At 46.6% G+C, this 20615-nt stretch carries 17 protein-coding genes and 1 pseudogene; 14 read left to right on the top strand and 4 right to left on the bottom strand.

What is annotated here, in order from left to right; genetic code table 11:
- The first annotated feature begins 39 nt into the window (after positions 1-39).
- The 3 genes and pseudogenes from BWI93_RS17125 (at position 40) to BWI93_RS17115 (ending at position 3215) form a co-directional block, all read left to right on the top strand.
- Positions 40-1015: pseudogene (locus tag BWI93_RS17125) on the top strand (PLP-dependent cysteine synthase family protein).
- A gap of 49 nt (positions 1016-1064) precedes the next feature.
- On the top strand, positions 1065-1511 hold the full coding sequence (locus BWI93_RS28295) for a protein-disulfide reductase DsbD N-terminal domain-containing protein (RefSeq protein WP_094813444.1): 447 nt from the start codon (positions 1065-1067) through the stop codon (positions 1509-1511).
- Between the two features lie 9 nt (positions 1512-1520).
- Positions 1521-3215 carry a protein-disulfide reductase DsbD gene (locus BWI93_RS17115; RefSeq protein WP_217902302.1) on the top strand — a complete coding sequence of 565 codons (1695 nt, stop codon included), beginning with the start codon at positions 1521-1523 and terminating at the stop codon, positions 3213-3215.
- 403 nt (positions 3216-3618) lie between these two features.
- Here the strand turns inward: BWI93_RS17115 and BWI93_RS17110 are convergent, their stop codons facing one another.
- Entirely contained in the window at positions 3619-4002 is a 384-nt protein-coding gene (locus BWI93_RS17110; protein WP_094813442.1) for a helix-turn-helix domain-containing protein, read from the bottom strand.
- 103 nt (positions 4003-4105) lie between these two features.
- On the opposite strand from BWI93_RS17110, the gene BWI93_RS17105 reads away from it, so the two are divergent.
- The 5 genes from BWI93_RS17105 (at position 4106) to BWI93_RS17085 (ending at position 10154) form a co-directional block, all read left to right on the top strand.
- Positions 4106-4858 (top strand): SDR family NAD(P)-dependent oxidoreductase, encoded by a 753-nt coding sequence (locus BWI93_RS17105; RefSeq protein ID WP_094813440.1) that lies wholly within the window; start codon positions 4106-4108, stop codon positions 4856-4858.
- 370 nt (positions 4859-5228) lie between these two features.
- Entirely contained in the window at positions 5229-7253 is a 2025-nt protein-coding gene (locus BWI93_RS17100) for a beta-L-arabinofuranosidase domain-containing protein (RefSeq protein ID WP_094813438.1), read from the top strand.
- 444 nt (positions 7254-7697) lie between these two features.
- Entirely contained in the window at positions 7698-8648 is a 951-nt protein-coding gene (locus tag BWI93_RS17095) for a WG repeat-containing protein (protein WP_176454252.1), read from the top strand.
- Entirely contained in the window at positions 8624-9067 is a 444-nt protein-coding gene (locus tag BWI93_RS17090; protein WP_094813434.1) for a WG repeat-containing protein, read from the top strand. Before BWI93_RS17095 ends, BWI93_RS17090 begins: the two co-directional genes overlap by 25 nt.
- Positions 9068-9215: 148 nt before the next feature.
- The gene (locus tag BWI93_RS17085; protein ID WP_094813432.1) at positions 9216-10154 is read left to right on the top strand and encodes a TraB/GumN family protein; all 939 of its coding nucleotides are present in this window, start codon (positions 9216-9218) and stop codon (positions 10152-10154) included.
- 126 nt (positions 10155-10280) lie between these two features.
- Here the strand turns inward: BWI93_RS17085 and BWI93_RS17080 are convergent, their stop codons facing one another.
- Both BWI93_RS17080 and BWI93_RS17075 read right to left on the bottom strand, forming a co-directional pair.
- Positions 10281-10994: a LytTR family DNA-binding domain-containing protein gene (locus tag BWI93_RS17080; protein ID WP_094813430.1), complete on the bottom strand. Its 714-nt coding sequence runs from the start codon at positions 10992-10994 to the stop codon at positions 10281-10283.
- Positions 10991-12001, bottom strand: a complete 1011-nt coding sequence (locus BWI93_RS17075; RefSeq protein ID WP_094813428.1) for a sensor histidine kinase — start codon at positions 11999-12001, stop codon at positions 10991-10993. Before BWI93_RS17075 ends, BWI93_RS17080 begins: the two co-directional genes overlap by 4 nt.
- Positions 12002-12243: 242 nt before the next feature.
- Between BWI93_RS17075 and BWI93_RS17070 the strand changes: the two genes are divergently transcribed.
- The 6 genes from BWI93_RS17070 to BWI93_RS17045 all read left to right on the top strand — a co-directional run bounded on the left by BWI93_RS17070 (position 12244) and on the right by BWI93_RS17045 (position 19072).
- Entirely contained in the window at positions 12244-14136 is a 1893-nt protein-coding gene (locus BWI93_RS17070) for a TonB-dependent receptor (protein ID WP_176454251.1), read from the top strand.
- Positions 14137-14153: 17 nt separating this feature from the next.
- On the top strand, positions 14154-14561 hold the full coding sequence (locus BWI93_RS17065; RefSeq protein WP_176454250.1) for an outer membrane beta-barrel protein: 408 nt from the start codon (positions 14154-14156) through the stop codon (positions 14559-14561).
- Positions 14562-14706: 145 nt separating this feature from the next.
- Complete coding sequence (locus tag BWI93_RS17060) at positions 14707-15750, top strand: serine hydrolase (RefSeq protein ID WP_094813422.1); 1044 nt, start codon at positions 14707-14709, stop codon at positions 15748-15750.
- A 122-nt stretch (positions 15751-15872) separates the two neighbouring features.
- The gene (locus BWI93_RS17055; protein WP_094813420.1) at positions 15873-16580 is read left to right on the top strand and encodes a hypothetical protein; all 708 of its coding nucleotides are present in this window, start codon (positions 15873-15875) and stop codon (positions 16578-16580) included.
- A gap of 487 nt (positions 16581-17067) precedes the next feature.
- Positions 17068-17745 carry an AraC family transcriptional regulator gene (locus tag BWI93_RS27890; RefSeq protein ID WP_176454249.1) on the top strand — a complete coding sequence of 226 codons (678 nt, stop codon included), beginning with the start codon at positions 17068-17070 and terminating at the stop codon, positions 17743-17745.
- A gap of 463 nt (positions 17746-18208) precedes the next feature.
- Positions 18209-19072, top strand: a complete 864-nt coding sequence (locus tag BWI93_RS17045) for a hypothetical protein (RefSeq protein ID WP_094813416.1) — start codon at positions 18209-18211, stop codon at positions 19070-19072.
- A gap of 58 nt (positions 19073-19130) precedes the next feature.
- Here the strand turns inward: BWI93_RS17045 and BWI93_RS17040 are convergent, their stop codons facing one another.
- On the bottom strand, positions 19131-20576 hold the full coding sequence (locus tag BWI93_RS17040; protein ID WP_094813414.1) for a sigma 54-interacting transcriptional regulator: 1446 nt from the start codon (positions 20574-20576) through the stop codon (positions 19131-19133).
- Between the last annotated feature and the right edge of the window lie 39 nt (positions 20577-20615).

Below are 20615 nucleotides of genomic sequence, written 5' to 3'. Positions count from 1 at the left end.
AAATTCAATCACCTCTGGCATCTGGTCGGGAACACGCCCATGCTGGAAATTTTTTACTCCTATCAGGGCCAGGAGCGTTCGATTTTCGTCAAATGCGAGCATTACAACCTGACCGGTAGTATCAAGGACCGCATGGCTCTTCACGTGTTACATCAATCGTACCGGGAAGGAAAAATTCAGGCGGGCGATCGCATCATTGAAGCCACCAGCGGCAGTACCGGCATTTCATTTGCCGCGGTGGGCAGAGCCCTGGGGCATCCGGTCACCATCCTCATGCCGGCGCATGAGTCAGGAACGCATGGACATCATCAGCAGTTTGGGAGCTGACATTGAAGTATTTACCAAAGAACAAGGGGGATTTAGAGGGGCTCAGCAGCGTTCGGAAGAACTGGCCGCCAGCGACCCCCGCCTGTTTCTACCGCGTCAGTTTGCCAATCAATTCAATGCCGAAGCCAATTACTTAACGACGGGTCGCGAGATTTGGCTGCAACTGCAAGCGATCGACATTACCCCCGATGCTTTTGTCGCCGGGGTGGGTACCGGTGGAACGGTGATGGGCGTGGGCCGATACTTGAAAAAACGCAACCCCGCGATCCGGGTACACCCGCTGGAACCCGCTGAATCGCCAACCTTATCCGTCGGCTATAAAACCGGTACGCATCGCATCCAGGGGCTTTTTGACGAATACATTCCCGAATTAGTGAACCTGAGTGAACTCGATAGCATCGTGCAGGCTTCCGATGGGGATTCGATTCTGATGGCTCAAAAACTGGCTACCGAGCTAGGCTTGGCCGTGGGCATATCTTCGGGAGCCAATTTAATTGGAGCCATTCAACTGCAAAATCAAATGGGTCCACAGGCTCGCGTGGTGACCATTTTATGCGATAGCAATAAAAAATACCTGAGTACGGACCTGGTCCGTCAGGAACCCATCCAGTCCGGGTACTTCTCTTCCAGCGTTCATTTTCTGGATTACCGACCCATCAGCCGATTGGCGGCTCCTTTGCTTCGTTAAGGGTTAACAGGCACCGTATACGTTCTCACGATTCTTAAGTTTTCCTTGTATGAAAAAAGTATGGTTAGCCAGCATCGCTTTGCTGGTGGGTAGCTCGCTACAGGCTCAGATTTTAAAACCGGTCAAGTGGAGCTACGCCGCCAAGAAAACCAGTCCTACCGAAGCCGTCGTGTATTTGAAGGCCACCCTTGATCCCGGCTGGCACGTCTACTCCCAGCATGTCAAGGAAGGGGGCCCCGTGGCTACCTCTTTCAAATTTAGCCCCGGAAGCTATGCCCTGCAGGGACCTACCCAGGAACCTACCCCCATTACCAAACTGGAAAAGGTGTTCGGTATGGAAGTCAGCTATTTTGAGAAGCAGGTCATTTTTCAGCAAAAGCTCAAACTAACTGGCAAGACGCCCCTGACCGTTAAAGGCACGCTGGAATACATGGTCTGCGATGACAAGCAGTGCCTGCCCCCCGAAGAAGTAAGCTTCACTGTCCCTGTAAAATAAGTAGCGAGTATGGTAATCAATTTCTTACCCCTGAAGCAGTGGCTTCGGCTAGGGGCCATGGGCTTACTCGTGCTGCTGGGTCTGCTGAGCACCACCTCCGGCTGGGCTCAGGACTCGCTTTCCATCGACGATCTGGAGTTCACCCCCGTCGAAGAGACGACCGATTCGGTGGGTGCCTCGACTCAGGCAACGATGCCCGCGGACACTAGTGCTCAGGCTCTGAGCGGCGTAGCCAACACCCCGGCTACGCCCTCGGCCGAAAGCCAGTCCTTGTGGATGACTTTTGTAGCGGGACTTCTGGGGGGCCTTGCCGCCATCTTCATGCCCTGCATTTTTCCGCTGTTGCCCATGACCGTCAGCTTTTTTACCAAGCAGGCCGAAAGCAAAGCCTCGGGAATCCGCAATGCCCTCATCTACGGACTTTCCATTATTGTCATCTACGTCTCGCTGGGCTTGCTCATTACCGTTCTCTTCGGGGCCGATGCTCTAAATAACCTGTCCACCAACGGCCTCTTCAACTTTGCTTTCTTTTTGCTGCTGGTGATTTTTGCCGCGTCCTTTCTGGGAGCTTTTGAGATCATGCTGCCCACTGCCTGGGCCAACAAGATGGATCAGAAAGCCGATCAGGGTGGACTGCTGGGCATTTTCTTCATGGCCACGACGCTTTCCCTGGTGAGCTTCTCCTGCACGGGTCCCATCATTGGTACGCTGCTGGTGCAGGCGGCTTCCATGGGAGCCTTGCTGGGGCCCGCCGTGGGTATGTTCGGTTTTGCTTTGGCCCTGGCCCTGCCCTTCACCCTGTTTTCCCTATTTCCCTCTTGGATGAAAACCCTGCCTAAATCGGGGGGCTGGTTGAATTCCGTGAAGGTGACGCTGGGGATTCTGGAGCTGGCCCTGGCCCTGAAGTTTTTATCCAACGTCGATCTGGCCTACCACTGGCAGTGGTTTGACCGGGAAGTGTTTCTGGTGCTCTGGATTATTCTCTTTGGCGTGCTGGGTTTTTATTTGCTCGGCAAGCTTCGCTTTGCTCACGATTCGCCGCTGGTTTCCTTGTCGGTACCCCGCTTTTTTCTGGCGGTGCTCGCCCTAAGCTTTTCGCTCTACATGATTCCGGGCCTGTGGGGAGCCCCTTTAAAAGCCATTGCGGCCTTTCTGCCCCCGCAGCAGACCCAGGATTTTGATCTGTACTCCGCCAGTCTAACTGGAAATGCAGGTTCAGCTGCCCAAAGTCACCCGACTCATAAGTACAGCGATTTGTTTCATGCCCCGCTGGGCCTGGATGCCTTCTTTGATTACGAGGAAGGGCTGGCCTACGCCCGACAGGTGAATAAGCCCGTGTTGATTGATTTTACGGGACATGCCTGCGTGAATTGTCGAAAGATGGAGGCTACTGTCTGGCCGGACCCCGCGGTTTTACAAACCATCCGGGAAAAGTACGTCTTGATTCAACTCTACGTCGATGATAAAACCGAGCTAGCGGCTGCGGAACAAACCGTGGTGAATGGCAAGCCCATAAGCACGATTGGCAAGAAGTGGAGCAATCTGCAGGCCAGCCACTTTTTATCCAATTCTCAGCCGTACTACGTGCTGCTGGATGCGAACACCGAACAGGCCTTGGTAAAGCCCCAGGGTGCTAATTATGACACCAATGAATTTCTCGCTTTTCTAAATACGGGCCTAGCGAGCAAACTCAATAAAAAGTAGTGAACACGTTTTGGTTAAGAGGAGATCGATAGGGCTTTCTCGCTTGAGGAAGTTCTATCTTCATCAACCGGCTTTTGGATCAATCCTGACGAAGTTCTTGGGTAGCCCCTGCCCGCCTGCCCAAGCGTTTCTGTTCGTTTGGTCCGAGCCCCTGGTTCAATAATGCTAAAAGTACTAGAGACTGTTTAAGTTTTGGTTAGGAAAAACCCATAGAGCTTTCTTGCTGAGAAAGCTCTATTTTAATCCATCACTTTCCTTTCCAAGTAAGGTGATTATAATCTATCCTTTTCAAGCCTGCAACCAACATCTTTTACTAAATGATATGTTCTCTTGACCTAGTCTTTATAGTAAATTAATCAATTGAAGTAACCTAAAATCTAAGTAGGCTCAAGTTATGTATGTGCTAACTATTGTTAACTTCTCCCTTGAATGATGCTTTTACTTTTATTCTGTGATGTTGCCCCCAATTAGCCATTTCCAAGAGGATAGGCCTCAAGGTCTGACCATAATCGGTAAGCGCGTATTCTACCGTGATCGGTTTAGTAGGCTTCACCGTGCGACTGACTAAACCGTTAATCTCCAGTTCTTGTAACTCCTTGGACAGCATTTTGGAACCTATCCCTTTTACTTCCCGCATTAAGTCCATAAACCGTTTGTCGCCGAAACTCAAACACACGATAATTATGATTTTCCATTTACCGCTTAAAATATCCATCACATCATGGATAGCCATGAGCTGACCTGGACAGTTCCGAGGCTTTTGATCAATAAAAACTTTCTTTTTCATTTGTCTTGGTGCATCCTAGTTTCTCAAAGGAAACTACTTTCTAAAGGGAAACTCATACCCCAGGTAAAGTTGGCTCATTTATCTTTGTCAAAAAAGAAAGCTCATGAAAATAGATTTGACGCAGAAAGTGGCCGTCGTTACTGGTAGCTCTAAGGGTATTGGTGCTGCCATTGCCAAGGAACTTGCCTCTTGTGGGGCAATTGTCATTGTAAACTATCGTTCGGCGGCAAGCGATGCAGAAGGCGTAGTTAGTGCCATCCGCGAGGCAGGCGGACAGGCCATTGCCCTTCAGGCTGATATGGCCCGACATGCCGATATTATTAATTTGTTCAAACAGGTCAAGGAGCAGTTTGGTAAGTTAGATGTGCTGGTGAATAATGCTGCCACCGCCCGATTCGGGCCCATCGAAGCGGTTACGGAGGATGATTTCCTGGAACAGTACCGGGTCAATGTATTAGGTCCCATACTGACGATCCAGGAGTCGTTAAAGTATTTTCCCCAAACAGGAGGCAGCATTGTCAACGTTAGTTCAGTAGGCGGACAGAATCCGGGACCATACACCAGTATTTATACCTCATCGAAGGCGGCCCTGAACGCCTTAACCGTTTCTCTATCCAGAGAATTGGTGAACCGCCACATCCGGGTCAATACGGTGGCACCGGGCCCAACTGATACTGAAGGATCAAGGACACTGGGACTGGCAGGCAGTGCTATGGAAGAAGGTATGCTTGCGGCTATACCAATGGGTAGATTTGGCAAACCGGAAGAAATAGCCCCAGCAGTTGCATTCTTGGCATCAGAGAACGCGGGCTGGATCACGGGTGAAAAGTTAGCTGTTTCTGGAGGAATGCACTAAACGCATGCCTATATGAGTTGGGTAAGGATGTCTTCTCAAGATGATCTATTGAGCAAAGTCAGTACTTTGTTAATCGTTAGCTGTACTGTTCAATCTTTACTTGGTCTCATTAGGAGCATCAAATGAGTTGAAGTACTTTCTGGCAATAGCTTGAACCGACTTCTGGTAAGCTATCCGAACCACTTCTGCTCTACCTGTGTGCGTAATGTGGCTTGTGCCCAGTTAATTTATTGTAGAACCGTTCAGGGCGACGAAAACCAAACAGAACACCAATACCTTATTTGGTGCTCTGTTTGGTTTTCGTAAATAGTATAGAAATGACCGGTTCTACTTTTTAGAGCAAGCTTTGATTAAAATTTAACTATACTATATGAAATTAAACGGTACGTTTCACCTTCTTTTGATAAGTTTTAGCCTGACAGCGGTTGGTCAAGTAAGAACAACTAAGCCTCAGCCTATAGCCCACGTTCATAGCCGGGCTCCTCTACACCAAAACCCTTATGTCGAATTACCGCTGGGTACCATTAAACCGCTGGGCTGGTTGAAGGAAATGCTCATTCGCCAGAAAAACGGGGCAACCGGTCAATTGGACGAGCTGTATCCACTCGTGATGAATCAGCGTAACGGCTGGCTGGGTGGTGATGGTGATCAGTGGGAGCGGGGCCCGTACTGGATTGATGGTCTTTTACCCCTCGCCTACATTCTGGACGATTCAGCGCTGATTGCCAAGACAAAACCATGGGTAGAATGGGCGCTTACCAGTCAGCAACCCGACGGCTACTTTGGACCTGCCAAAGATTATAGTCCAGAACCCGGCATCCAGCGTGACAATAGCCGGGACTGGTGGCCTAAGATGGTCATGTTGAAGGTTTTGAAGCAATATTACTCGGCTACAGGGGACAAACGAGTCATCACATTGATGACCAATTATTTCAAGTATCAGCTCAAAGAACTACCCCAAAAACCACTTGATCACTGGACGTTCTGGGCACGTTATCGGGGTGGCGATAATCTGGCAGTGATCTATTGGCTCTACAACATCACTGGCGATAAATTTCTGCTCGACCTGGGTGATCTTGTTCATAAACAAACATTCAACTATACCAATGGCTTTTTGAATACTGATTTTCTGGCCAGACCCGGTAGCATTCACTGCGTAAATCTGGCACAGGGTATCAAAGAACCCATTATATACTATCAGCATCATCCTGACAAAAAATACCTCGATGCTACGAAAAAAGCCTTTTCCGATATTCGGCAATACAACGGCATGGCGCACGGTCTTTATGGTGGCGATGAAGCACTGCACGGCAACAACCCAACGCAGGGATCAGAGCTTTGCTCAGCGGTTGAGATGATGTTTTCGCTGGAAAGTATTCTCGAAATCACGGGGGAGGTATCCTATGCTGATCAACTTGAAAAAATTGCCTTTAACGCCTTGCCGACGCAGGTATCTGACGATTATATGACTCATCAGTATTTTCAACAGGCCAATCAGGTGATGGCAACCCGGCATGTGCGCAACTTTGGCGATAATCACGGTGGCACCGATGTCTGCTTCGGCTTGCTATCGGGCTATCCATGCTGTACGTCGAACATGCACCAGGGTTGGCCCAAATTTGTTCAAAATCTATGGTATGCTACAGCCGATCGAGGAATTGCAGCACTGGCTTATTCGCCTAGTGAAGCCACCATCGGCCTGTCCAATGGGCTTCACGTTTCGGTAAAAGAAGAAACGGGTTATCCCTTCGAGGAAATAATTCGGTTTGTTGTGAACCCATCGAGAAAGGCTTCGTTTCCGTTCCACCTGCGCATTCCAGCCTGGTGTAAGCAGGCGACAATCAGAATCAACGGAAACGTAGTACAGCAGTCAGCGGGGAATCAAGTAGTGAAAATCAACCGGGCATGGCAAGCGGGTGATGTGCTGGAACTGTACCTGCCAATGCACGTTTTCAACAACACCTGGTATGAAAACTCGGTGTCCATAGAACGCGGGCCAATCACCTATGCTCTGAAAGTCGGCGACGAAGTAACTACCGTCAAAAACGACAAAGACCCGATCGAATACGGAGCTACGTATAACGAACTTCGCCCGACCACACCCTGGAATTATGCCCTAATTCAGGTGCCGGAAACTAAGCTGGCAGATCAGTATAGAGTAGAAAAAGTGAAACCAGTTTCTATTTATCCATGGAACCCAGAAAGCACGCCGTTGCAAATTAAAACGAAAGGTCGGCGGATTCCTTCATGGGGTATCTACAATGAAATGGCTGGACCAATTCCGTACAGTCTGACTTATCAACTGGAGACAGCCAACGATCTGGAAGATATTACGCTAATTCCTTACGGGTGTACCAATCTGCGTATTTCTCAATTCCCGATGGTGCGAAAATAAGCGGTGTTTTAACGGGCTTGTGGTATTGAGTCAACTCGGTATCACAAGCCCAAGTTTAATTTATAGCCATCGGGACCAGATTAAAACATTAAGTTACTATGCTGACCACTATAAATATAATCCGGATAGTAGTCCTAATTGGCTGATGTACGTTCTGGATCAAGCTCATCGGTTCCAGCTATCCGTATCAAGGTTAACCTTTTATCGAGGTACGTTTGAAGCATGTAAATGGTCTTATATTCGTTAGAAGGCATCAGTGGTGGTAGGAATCCAAACGTTTAGAACGTATCCGTTTTATTATAAAAAAATCATACATCTATCATACAACATTAACTTTCTACCTTTACCTACTCAGCGTACCTAAGTTTGTCTATTTACCCAGGGACGTTCCTCTGACCTCTATCTATCCTTACTCCTGAAAAGCTTATGAAACGGTTGCTGTCTATGCTACTGATTTGCCTGCCTTTCCCGGGCTTTGCTCAGAGCCTCGATCCACTCCATACTATTGAAAGTAAAGTGTTCCAGGGAATGATTGATTACACCAGTCACAAACCCCATTGGGCCCGGGAATTTGATGAAGTTGGGTATAGCGAAGGCGTTTTTATTTGTCGTAAATACATACATACCCCCAATCTCTACCAGAACGATACGATTTCATACCGGCGAAGTTTCAAGACTTATCTGTATTCCACTGAAGGCAAACGACTCTCCTCTCAGCCTTACGATGACATTGGAGCCTTCACCGAAGGACTGGCTCCGGTAGTGATCAAAAAGCCCCTTCACGATGGAAACTTTGTGGGCATTCATGGAAAAGGACGAACAGGATTTATCAATACAAAAGGAGAAGTAGTGATTCCTCTGATCTATACCTGGATTAGTAATTTCCATGAAGGAGTGGCTTTTGTGGGCGATTCACTGGAGCGATATGGATTTTTCATTGACCGACACAACCGGGTCGTCTTCAAAGAGAAATTTAGTCCTTTCATCACCACTCAATTTCACAACGGCATCTGCCTGGTGGTTGACCGGAATCACCAGCCCAATTACCTCACTCATCAGGGCGAGTTACTCATGCCCCGGGTGTTTGATTTTATTGAAGACGTGGCTTATTCTCGTCCGCTGCGAGTAGTGGCTAAAAGCGGCAAATACGGGTTATTAGGAGCGAATGCCCAGTTACAACTACCTCTGACTTATGATCTGATTGACACGACCCGAAAGAACCAGTGGCGGGGCTGGTATCAAACCAGGTGGAATCAGGGATATGGGTATCTGGACGCAGAGACGGGAGTTGAAATCATGAAGCCTGTTTTTGAGGATCTTAGGCCCGCTTCTTTTAGCAGCCTCTGGGCGAAGAAGAATAGAAATGGGGATTGCTTCAAGCACGTCAACAGGTAGCCTATCCCTTTCGTGTAGACTCCATCGTTAGTATCAAAGATGGATATACGATCATTCAGGAAAAGCAGAAAAAAGGAATAGTAGATTCTGTAGGCCGGCTTATCGTTCCGGTTTCCTATGATAACGTTTCTATATTTCACGAGGGCATAGCTCTACTAATTAAAAACGAACGCATCGGCTATGTTACCCGTCAGGGAAGAATCATTGCCGAACCGGAATACCTTTCTGGTACTTACTTTCGCAGTGGAAAAGCCCGGGTCAAAACCAGATTCATGCAGTATACCATTGATGAGCATAACCGTAAAATAGAGAAAAATCTGACTAGTCTGTCTTACGTGATTATTGGTTCATTCATTACTCTTTTGGGCTTTTATTTCACTCTGATGTACCGGCAAAGCAGGCATAAGCAGGTTTTTTAAACCAGGCCTATCATTTACGAAGAGTCTCCAATCACGATTCCACACCAGGAGTTGAATGGAAAATGAAGCTGCTGCATTAACTTCATCCAGGTCAGAAGTACCGTCAACCTTATACGTTGACTACCTTCTATCGTTTAACCTCTAGCTTATGAAAGCACTCGTTCACTTGATCGCAGTGATGTGGATGTGGACAGGAATGTCATTCTCCAACTGGGCACAATTCCCCTGCGAGCATCCTTCCCCCTCAAGTCCTGCCACGGTTCTTTGGAAAATTTCAGGAAAAACCCTATCTCAGCCTTCTTATCTGCTGGGAACGATGCATTTAATGGAGGTGGAATGGCTCTACAAGCACTCTGAAATTTTAAACGTACTAGATCATACCGAACACCTGCTTACCGAAGCGTTTACGACTCAATCCAACCAACCTTCCGTTAAAGCATCTTTGCTTAAGGCACTACCCTTATTGACCCCTTCTCAGTATAACACACTAGATTCTTTCTTTGTGGCCCGGGTAGGCGAAGGCATCAAACACAATACAGAAGCCGAAGCCATGACCGTACCCGAAATGGAAACGGCGATTCTAACCGTACTCCTGGCCTCATCTTCAAAACCGGATGGCATTACTCAATTCATGGATCTGGATTTATTCAAACTTTATGAGTCCAAAGGCAAGCAAGTGGATCGTCTGGACCGTGTTCCTTTTACTGCTTTTGATTCAACAACGATAGATTACGCAAAAGCCTATCTCTCCCGTTCGCTGAAGTACATTGAAAATAGCGATAAGCCCCACTGGAATGTCTATGGGTTAGACGATGCCGATCAGGCTCGGCTCTATTATCGGCAAATGAAATTTGATTATCAACTGGATCATGAACCTACCCCGATGGAGCACTCTAGCGATTTTGATTTCATTCCCATCGAGCAGCGAAATAAAAATTGGATCCCTAAAATTATTACCTGTATTTCCAGTAAGCCCTGTCTGATTGCGGTAGGAATAGGGCACCTTTTTTACAGAACGGGAGTCATTAGTCTGCTACGGAACCAGGGCTATACAGTGGAACCCATTTATTTAACGAAATTGAAGTAATTCGAAGGTTCAATACTATTACATCTCACCATAAAAGAACGTATGATAGCTTTTCTAAACGGTCTTACTTTTAGCAATAGGAGTACTATTATTTACCTGTATCAATAGAAACCTTTATACCCTGTCCTAGGGATTATTAATTAATTCGTAAAAGCCCGCCTTGTACGTGTCACTAACAGGAATGGCTTTCGAACCCAGGTAAATCATCCCTCCATCAATCAGCCGAATGTGGGCGAGTGAAACGATGTAGGAGCGGTGGACCCGGCAAAACTGCCTGGGCGGCAGTAGCTCCAGGATCTCTTTCAGGGCCATATACGTCACGATGCGTTGCTGAGTAGTATACACCGATATGTAGTTATTCAATCCTTCAATGTAAAGGATGTCACTAAAAGCAACCCGATGAAAGGTGTGTTTGGCATCTCCTTTCAGAAAGAGGTGCGTTTTCTCCGGCGTGGAACCTGAGGAGTCCACCCCCTGCAGAGCCATAAATTTGGACAAGGCTTTCTGAAAGCGTTCCAACGCAATCGGCTTAACCAGGTAGTCCACTACGTCCAGATTGAAGCCTTCCAGAGCGTACTCAGGATAAGCCGTAGTCAGGATCACTTTACACGAATCCCCACAAATTTTGACGAATTGAAGCCCGGTCAGTTCCGGCATCTGAATGTCTACAAACACCAGGTCAATGAGTCCGGCGTTCACCAGCCGTATGCTTTCGTATACATCCGTAGTAGCTTTGACCAAGGTAAAGTCAGCGTTTTCAGCCAGGTACGTTTCAATTACCTGCGTAGCATAGAGCTCGTCATCGAGGGCTAAACAGCGGTAGGGTCGTTTTATACTCATAAGCTTAGCATCAGAGAAACATGGAAGGTGTCGACCTGGCTTCGGATGGTCAGGGCGTGGCGGTCTGCGTACAGCAGGGCCAGCCGCCGTTTTACGTTTTCCAGTCCAATGCCGGTCGATGGAAGTTGGGAATGGCGATTCACGCGATTCCGGATCTGAAAGAGGAGCTGGGAATCACGGATCGTTAGCGTAATCGAGATGGGAAACTCCGGATCATTGGTCACCCCATGTTTGAGAACATTCTCGATGAACGGCAGCAGCAATAAGGGAGGTATTTCTACGGACTTCACGGGCCCCTCCACCCGTAGCTGGTAGTGAAAAGCCGGGGAAAAGCGTAGCTGGTATAGACTCAGATAATCCTGAATAAACTGGATCTCTTCTTCCAAGGATACCTGCTCCCTGCGGTTTCTGGTGAGCGTATACTGCAACGTTTTCGAAAGTTTCATCACGGCCGGAGCCAGGGGACCCGGCAGGGGTAAGGCCATCGCGTAAAGATAATTCAGGGTATTGTAAAGAAAATGCGGGTTGAGCTGCGACTTCAGCAAGGAAAGCTCAGCCTGCCGAAGCTCCTGAGCTAACTGCTGATTGTGAGTCTGGGTCGCGTACGATCTGGTTAACAGATAAATGATAAAGCCAATAAACACGCCCGGGAACGAGTAATACATGTTTTCATAGATGAAAAAGGGTAAATCGATTCGTTCCCGGGTGGACAGACCCAGCCAGTCAACGAGCAGGATTTCTTCCAGCCCATAGCGGGTCAGGACAAATCCGGTCAGAACAGCCCCAATGCTTCCGAATAGTTTAGCCAGCGTTTGCCCCTTCAAGTACCGGGGAAAGATGTAGAGAGCACTGGCCAGAATCACGCCCATTTGCAGTAGCTGTGAGCTTACAATCAGCAGGATGCTTTGCAGGGATACCCGGTTAAATACAATAGCCCCGGTTAGTAAATACAGGGTAGATATAAACCAGACCAGCACAAAAATCAAGGGCAACTGACTTCGCTTCATCCTTCAAAAATACAGCTTAATCCAGCGAATGGCTGAACATTATGTTAGTGGCCTGATCTATTATGTAAATGCTGTTTACCCGCTTTCACATACCGGTTCAGGGCATTGGGATAATAAACTAGGATCGGTTCGAGGGCCATGGAATCTTTGCTATCCGTACACCTCCCCTCCTACCGGTTATGCCCCGATTCATTTTCTCTCTCTATTGTCTTACCCTGTTAAGCAATTTGACTCTATTTCCTTTGAATGCTGCCTATAGCCAGTCTTTCGCCCTGAGTGGTCAAGTCAGAAGTTCCACGGACAGCCAGCCGTTGGCAGGGGTACAGGTGATTCTGGAGTCTTATTCCAGCCCTGTTCGTTCCCACGATGCCGTTTCGCAGAGTGACGGGCGATTTTCCTTCGAGAAAATAAACGAAGGACTTTACCGACTAAGCCTGTCGCATGTAGGCTATCAAACCCTGGTTACGGATTCAATCCGTTGTTACTCTTCGCGAATGGATTTAGGAAAGCTGAGTTTACTGGCTTACTCACAGACCTTGAATGAAGTAGTAATCCGGACCAAAAAGCCGGTGATTTATTATGAGTCCGATCGGTTCCGGGTGGACGTTCAGGCCATGCATACCCGGGGCGATCAGGCTCTTGATCTTTTGCAACGCATTCCGGGCGTCAAGCTGGAACAATCGGGTGACTTAAGTTTACAGGGAAAAATGAATGTCCTAGTCTATATCAATGGGAAGCAAAGCTACCTGACGGGAAGTGCCCTGCTGAGCTATCTAAAAAGCTTATCGGCGGGTGACATTGCATCCATTGACTTTTTGCCCACGCCACCGTCATCCTACGATGCAGCGGGCTCGGGAGGGGTGATAGACATTCACCTCAACCAGCGTAGTGAAGATGGCTATTCCGTAAACACCTCGCTTTCCATCACACCACTGGCCAGAACCCGATCCGGGCTATCTACCATGACTACGATCCGGAAAGGCCGATGGCAGGGATATGGTCAATGGGGAGCGGATTATAGTCCTTCTTTCGAGATAGAAACGACGAACCGACAAACCCAGAACCATCGCATGGATCAGATAAGTCAGCAACTCACCCGGCCCAAAGGTTTTTCAAGCCTCATGGGTCTGAGTTATCAACGCTCTCCGCACGAAGTCTTAGGCCTGGATGGTAAGCTCATGCAACAGTGGACTACGCGACAAACGGAGAGTCAGCTATCGCAAGAAGGGTCCATAAACCCAGTATATGTAAACCGGCAAGATAACCATCAGTCTCAGGCTCAGAGTGGGGCTCTCCATGCATTTTATAAGCGAACGCTGGATACGCTGGGTTCCACCCTCACCCTTGACGGCGACTACTACCACATCAAATCAGATCAGAAGGACTGGTTTAGCAATTTCTACACCATGGGCTCTGCACCTGAGTTTCGTTTTGATTCCAGGCAGAATCTGCTTCGTTCCTCCACCCTTTACGCTTTTAAAGCAGACTGGATCAAAAAAACGGCCTTTGCCACGTTAGAATCGGGAGTAAAGACTGGCCAGGTTACCAATACAAACGTCGTTAACCAGGATTCCCTGTTAGGATCCGATCAGCGACCTATCGTTGGATATGCCAATGCCTTTACGTATCGGGAACACATTCAAGCCTTCTATGTATCCCTTCAGAAACCATTCGGGCCTCTGGATCTAAAGGTGGGTGTTCGGTATGAGCACACCCAGGGCTTTGACGACACGCGTCAACTCGTTCATCGCCAGTATGGATACTTATTCCCATCCGCTTCTCTGATGGTCCGGCCAGGAACCCATCAGCTTACCTTTTCCTATCGAAAGAGTATCATCCGACCAGTTTATACGAATCTAAATCCCTTCTCCTACTACACCGATTCTTATACCCTTCAAGCCGGAAATCCCGCCTTGAAACCTGCTTTAGCTCAAATCGCAGAATTCAACTATGTAGTAAACAACACCCGACTTTTAACGGTCAATTATATTTATTTAAAAGATGCGACCCTGGACGTATTCACGTATGATCCGCTCCGGCAAGTCAGTAAATCCAGCCCTCAGAGCATAGGCCAGTTGCAAACCTGGTACATCGCTACGGGTCAGGCCCTGCAACTCAACAAAGTTGGTCGCTAAGCACGGATCTGGCCTTATTGTATAATCGCATCAGCACACCTCTTCATCAGGCTCAATGGAACTGGACGGCTCAGCTTAATTCCGACTGGCAGTTGAAAAAAGGCTGGTCGGCTTGGTTACTCCTGAAATATGCATCCCCTAGTCTCTATGAATTATCCCGGGTTTTTTCGGTAGGTACTGCTTCGGCAGGAATAAAGAAAATGGTTGTGAAAGGAAAAGGCTTTGTCGCTCTGGAAGGAAGTGATCTGTTCTACAGCGACCGCTATAAGACTAGCTATGACTATCAGAACATTCAACAGGAAACCTTAAAAAAATGGCAGAGTCGGATCCTACGGCTTACGTTGAACTATACTTTTGGTCGGTCACAGGTAACGTTAACCAATAAACGGGACGTAAGCCCGGACGAAATGGAGCGTTTAAAATAGCAGGCATGAGCGTAAAGGTTTCTTTTATGGTTGAATTTATCTCCCTCTCCTACTACTGGTTTTTCTATAACCTTTCCCTTTTTAGTTCGCTTGGATAGAACCGAACTCCCAAATAAGGGGCCTGGTGTACTTTGGCAAAAAAACAATGAGCCAAAGTCGCACTTTACGCGTGATCCTATTTCTACTGGTGTTTTCCTGCCCTGCTGTTAACGCCCAAACTCCTGGCTTTCCAAAGGCTTCCACCGACTCACTGATGAAAAAACTCAGGCAAGTCATCGAAAAAGAGCACCTGCCGGGATTGATGATTGCCATGGTAACGAAGGACAGCCACTTTTCGGCCGGGCTTGGTTATGCCGATATACAGCAACACCTCAAAGTTGATGTCCATACGCAGTTTCATCTGGCCTCCATCACCAAGTTTTTCGTAGCCATAGGTATTCAGAAACTAATCGCAACGGGTAAACTGCATCTGAATGATCCCTTACGCATCATTGCCCCCGAAATCCCTTTTACCAACCCCTGGGAATCCACGCACCCCGTAAGGCTGGTGCACCTATTAGAGCATACGGCGGGTTTTGAAGACATTGAATTAAGTAAAATGGTCCATACCAGCGGAATACCGCTCGAAGGCCTTCAGGCCGTTCAATCGGTACAGCACTCCCTGAATGCCCGCTGGAAACCCGGTCAGATGATGTCCTATTCCAATCCGGGTTATGTGGTGTTAGGGTATCTACTCGAGAAAGCGTCGGGGTTGCCCTGGGATCAGTATCTAAATCAGGTGATCCTTCGACCCTTAAAAATGGACCATACCCTGTTTGATCGAGATGGTAAGAAACTCCCATTCTATGCCCAAGGATATAACTTTACGAATAAAGCCTTTACCTCGTTACCTCTTTATGGACCCAGCGGCAATGGAGCTGCGGGATCGCTGGTTTCAACGGCCTCGGACCTGACTAAATTTATGCGTTCCCTGGTCCATGCTGACCGTGCTGCTGAGTTGCTGGGTGAGCATGATCAGGTACAGATGGAAACCATCCACAGCACCTTAGCTAGTCAGAAGGGGCTACAAACGGGCTATGCTCTGGGCAATGAGCTCTTTCCCAATAATCACAAACTAACCTTCAGAGGGCATAATGGAAAGGGGAAGGCTTTAGCTCCTGGGTATTCTTTAACCGCAAAGCGGGGATAGCGTACTCCGTTTCCACCAATTGTAACACGAATCTATGGCCCGTCTCCCAGGTTATTGAAGATTTCTTAACGAAAGATATCCAGGCACCCCCGCTAACCGCTCTACCGATTGATCAGTCAACGATGAAACCGCTGTTAGGTTATTATCAATTCATGAATCCCAAAAATGAAAGGTGGGAGTTTTACAAGAGAATATTTTCCGGCATTACACTCGTATCTATTCATCAAGATAAACTCATCATTGATGCAGGAAATGGTCCAATTGATTCACTGATTCACGTGGGGAAGGGAATATTTCGATTCAAGGGAGACATCATCCCTTCTGCAGTAATAAGCCAGGATGGAGAAGGCCGTGCGTTTTTTCAAGGGTACGGCAACCGATTTTACAGAAAAACATCATACGCACCCATTCTCCTGCAAAAAATCCCTATCTACCTGGGATTCCTTGCTGCTTGCTTGTCCCTGCTCTATACAATGGCGGGCATACCTCTCTTATCAGCTAAAAAGATTAACCTGACGCAGCTTTCTATACCACTTTTCTCATCAGTGGGAATCCTTTGTTTGGGTCTATCCTATCGACTCCTGGGAGCAACGGATGAAATTCATAAAGAACTCTTTACTTACCTAAATGCAACCAGTTTCTCTATCTTCGCCGGTATGATCTTATTTGCCCTGGGAATTATCCTTGGAGCCTACGCTTTGTATCGCCAGTGGGATGAGCTAACGAGACCCTGGGTAAGATTTGCCTTGCTTTTCAATAGTATCTTTTTGGTTTACCTGGTTGTAGTACTGACGATACACGGCTGGATTGGTGTTCCCCTCTGGCTATAGAGCCATCAAAGGTTTTGTACTCAATTCATTCAGCAGCCTTGCCCATGATCTTATGTCCGACTTACCTGTCTTAGCTACGTTCTTTGCCTTTTCAGCGGGAGCATTAGGGCTGTTAGGATCTTTATTTTTAATGGGGTTCACGAAGGTGAACCCCTCCGCCGACCGATGGCTGGGAGCCTTCTGTTTGATCCTTGCCTGTACTTTTACCCAGCTTTTTCTGGAAGCATTTAAGCTGGATGCCGGCGGGTGGTCTCATCTCCTGGAATTACCCAGGTGGGCGATGCTTCCCTGTTTATATATGGCCGTAAATTATTACGTGGCCCCAACTTTATCTCCTCAAAACAGGCTTTTGCATTTCGTGCCTTTTCTTCTTTTTCTTCTCTTTTCTTTAGTCTACTTAACACCCGCTCTCACTAGTCCTGAAGCTTATGTACCTTCTCTACCGGCCTGGATCAGGTTTATAGTCCGGTATTTTTTCCTGGGCCAAATGATTTATTATTGGATGAGCTGCTTTGCTCTGCTCCGTCGCCACCGAACAAACATCCAATTGCTCTCTTCATTTACCGAAAACATTGATCTGAAGTGGCTCAGCTACCTCCTGGCTTCGGTATTGGTGTTGATCTGTATTCGCCTCCTGAGCCTATTCATTACTAAAATCACTGCTTTTTCCCCGATTCTCTATTTTGCTGGGATCATTGTGCTGGCTTATACTAGCTTAACTCAACAATCCATTTACTTAACAGAATCTTCTCTTCCCGTAGAAAAAGACGAGATAGAAGCTAAGAAAGAGCATAATGAACGACTGACGCCCGCTCAGGTTAGCGAACTCCAAAGGATCATCCTGCAAAAAACTCAGGACGAAAAGCTCTATCTGAATCCGCAACTAACCCTGTCAGCCTTGGCACTAAAAACAGGCATTACCACCCATGAGTTATCGTACGTACTCAATACTGGATTAGGTAAGAACTTTTACCAGTTTATTAATGAACTGCGAATTCAGGAAGCGAAAGCCCTGCTATTATCTGATGACCTCAAGCATATAGATCTGCTGGGTATGGGTCTCAAAGCGGGTTTTAATTCCAAAACTACGTTTTACACGACCTTCAAAAAAGCTACGCATCTTACGCCTAAACAATACATCAAGACTCATACCCAAACCACTTGAACGTGCTTGTGCTCATGAACAAATTTGCAAGGCAAGTTCATACACCGGTATTTGAAAGTAAATCAGCATTTCTAAAGCAGGTTGTAGCTTAGTGACTATCTTAATCCTCTATCTAGACATACTTGTGTAGATAATGAATTAAAATCATAAAGAATTAACGTTACTTTTAATAACGTTTTGAAAAGGTTCGTTTGTAAAATGCCATAGGATTTTTTGTAGATAGTATGTTCGGAACTTATAGCCAATTTATCATAAGGAGACCATTAAAGATAACAACTCAATAACTAAAAATATGCTGTGTTCCAGTATACTATCATTTCCTATCTAACCTTTATGATCGCCAGCTCAATCCTAACTGTATATTTGGGAAAGACATAGATCTTATTCCCATTGATCTAAAGGATTCGCTTTATTTTATTTTACAAGAAATATCTGCTTTTTCATAAACAACGAGTTACCTATTATGCTCTGGCGTCTTCACCTCCGGCCTGAACCGAAAAATGAAAAAACTCACGACGATGTGGTGAGTTATTGTATTAACCATCATATTGCCGGTATTGGATGGCCAGTTCCTGCTGAAGTATCATCTCCCGAAGCGTATGAACAAGCCGCTAGAGTAGAATACGGCGTTCGAGTAGCTTCCATCCCCTTTGCACAGGATCCTATCATAGGTGATTATGTCTGGGCTCGTGATAAAAATGGGAACTATTACTTGGGATGTATTCAAGGGGATTGGTATTATTCCAACGATCCTCTTCATCTGGAACTCGACATTCCCAACCAACGGGCATGCGAGTGGATAAAAGTTGGAAGCGAAGAGAATGTACCAGGGAAAATAGTAGCTTGTTTCCGTCCTGCTAAAACGTTTCAAGCTATTTACGACCCGCTTATGGAAAGCTTTTCAAAATGGGCCTTTTCTGGGGATGCCAACAAAAAGTTTTCAGCTACTCGGTCAAGTCAAGAATTTTTCCGTTTTATTGGGTCTGATGATTGTGAAGATATTGTAGGAATCTATCTGCAGAAAGTGAAAGGGTATTATCTGATTCCAAGTTCTTGTAAACAGACCACTATTGGTTATGAATTTATCCTTAAACATTCCATCACTTCGAAAACGGCTATTGCTCAAGTAAAGCAGGGCACGGTCCTTCTTGATGATCGGTTACATGGTATAGCTGATCATGTCTTTTTATTTTGCACTGAAGGCGTAGTTACTGCGGATTCAAATGATTTCACGGTGCTCCAGGCTGAAGAACTGTATGCATTCGTTTGCCAAAATAAAAAAATACTCCCGGCAAGAATAAACTACTGGCTTGAGTTCTTGAGCTGAATAGCAACGTATTAACTCAATGCTCGCACCAGTGGTGCGAGCATTGAACAGTGTACGATCATTTAATGCCATACTCCTCAATCTTTTTCCGTAACGTATTAATAGATCCGTATCCTAAAGCCTGGCACATTTGACGTTGTACCCCCTTAAAGTGGACAAACGCTCGCTGAATTAATGCTTTTTCATGGTCAGCCCAATTAAAGCCTTCTGGTTCGGTGGATGATCGCTTAGGGCTTTGAATTTTGGGCGGTAAATCTCTAAGCTGTACTTCTTCGGTATAGAACACGCATAGTTGTCGGATTAGGTTTTCTAATTCTCTGACATTCCCAGGAAACGAATAGTTTAGAATCGCTTTTTTAGCTTCAGTCGATAAAGTAAGCGGTTTTTCACGCCTCATTTCAAGAGGAATTTGTTTTGAAAACAGAGTCAAAAGTTCTTCCACTTCCTTTTGATTGCGGTCCTTTACACGAGGCAAATGCAGCTCTACTACGGAAAGCCGGTAATATAAATCCCAGCGAAACTGCTCGCGTTCTGCCATCTGCTCGAGTGGCTTGTTTGTAGCAGCAATGATACGAATGTCAATCTGTACGGGTTTTGTGGCTCCTACGGGCAGAATTTCGCCATTTTGAAGTACCCGGAGTAAACTCTGTTGCATGTAAAGCGAAACATCACCGATTTCATCCAGAAAAACGGTTCCGCCATGGGCCGTTTCCAACAAGCCTTTGGTATCCTTGTCGGCTCCCGTGAATGCTCCTTTCTTATATCCAAATAAGCGAGACTCTAGCAAGGTATCGCCGAGTGCTGAGCAGTTAATGGACACAAAACTCTCCTTACGCCGAGCAGACTGGTCATGAATATACCGGGCCAAGTGTTCCTTGCCCGTACCGTGCTCACCTCGAATCAGACAAGTTACTCGATCCGCCTGAGCGGCCAGCTGGGCCTGTTTATATAGGGGTTGTAATGATTCGGTTATAGCATAGCTTGACGTTGAATCCGATTTTCGTTCCTCACTTAAAATAGCTGATACGGGTACACTCGACTGTTCTATTTTTACCTCTATTAACTCTGGAATGGAAGATTTAGAGTAGCGGAGTGACCGAGTTTGAAGCAGTCGGGTCCTTAGGCCTAATGAAATATGACACAAATACCAAGCCATTTGCATGGCGGGTGTTCCTGGAGAAATGAATATGTCAATTTCGTCGCCTCTCATCTCCAGTAGCAGGCGTTCTATTTTACTACGGATTTCGTTGACATCAATCACGTCGCTGATCGAAAGGTAACGAGGCTCGACCCGATGGTTCGGGAAGTTCCGCATGATTTCATTGAGCAAATGCGTCAACTTCAAGTCTTCTTTTCTTTCATTTCCACTTGACAATAGGACATGCCGATCGTAAGTCTTATAAAAATGCTGGTGGAACTGAAACGTTGGGCCCTCCTTATTCACGCCAGGAGTATCCGGTTTGAAATCGTTGTTGAAGGCTAACCAGGAAATAAGTGTTTTCATATATCATTTATTGGTACATGTAATATCATTTATTGATAT

This window comes from Siphonobacter sp. BAB-5385 (assembly GCF_002261125.1).
Taxonomy (GTDB): Bacteria; Bacteroidota; Bacteroidia; order Cytophagales; family Spirosomataceae; genus Siphonobacter.
This window is presented reverse-complemented; position numbering and strand designations above follow the sequence as displayed.

Bases quoted from the DNA above. Each gene is read 5' to 3' on its own strand.
- BWI93_RS28295 (WP_094813444.1), top strand. From the start codon at position 1,065: ATGAAAAAAGTATGGTTAGCCAGCATCGCTTTGCTGGTGGGTAGCTCG.
- BWI93_RS17115 (WP_217902302.1), top strand. From the start codon at position 1,521: ATGGTAATCAATTTCTTACCCCTGAAGCAGTGGCTTCGGCTAGGGGCC.
- BWI93_RS17110 (WP_094813442.1), bottom strand. From the start codon at position 4,002: ATGAAAAAGAAAGTTTTTATTGATCAAAAGCCTCGGAACTGTCCAGGT.
- BWI93_RS17105 (WP_094813440.1), top strand. From the start codon at position 4,106: ATGAAAATAGATTTGACGCAGAAAGTGGCCGTCGTTACTGGTAGCTCT.
- BWI93_RS17100 (WP_094813438.1), top strand. From the start codon at position 5,229: ATGAAATTAAACGGTACGTTTCACCTTCTTTTGATAAGTTTTAGCCTG.
- BWI93_RS17095 (WP_176454252.1), top strand. From the start codon at position 7,698: ATGCTACTGATTTGCCTGCCTTTCCCGGGCTTTGCTCAGAGCCTCGAT.
- BWI93_RS17085 (WP_094813432.1), top strand. From the start codon at position 9,216: ATGAAAGCACTCGTTCACTTGATCGCAGTGATGTGGATGTGGACAGGA.
- BWI93_RS17080 (WP_094813430.1), bottom strand. From the start codon at position 10,994: ATGAGTATAAAACGACCCTACCGCTGTTTAGCCCTCGATGACGAGCTC.
- BWI93_RS17075 (WP_094813428.1), bottom strand. From the start codon at position 12,001: ATGAAGCGAAGTCAGTTGCCCTTGATTTTTGTGCTGGTCTGGTTTATA.
- BWI93_RS17060 (WP_094813422.1), top strand. From the start codon at position 14,707: ATGAGCCAAAGTCGCACTTTACGCGTGATCCTATTTCTACTGGTGTTT.
- BWI93_RS17055 (WP_094813420.1), top strand. From the start codon at position 15,873: ATGAAACCGCTGTTAGGTTATTATCAATTCATGAATCCCAAAAATGAA.
- BWI93_RS27890 (WP_176454249.1), top strand. From the start codon at position 17,068: ATGATTTATTATTGGATGAGCTGCTTTGCTCTGCTCCGTCGCCACCGA.
- BWI93_RS17045 (WP_094813416.1), top strand. From the start codon at position 18,209: ATGCTCTGGCGTCTTCACCTCCGGCCTGAACCGAAAAATGAAAAAACT.
- BWI93_RS17040 (WP_094813414.1), bottom strand. From the start codon at position 20,576: ATGAAAACACTTATTTCCTGGTTAGCCTTCAACAACGATTTCAAACCG.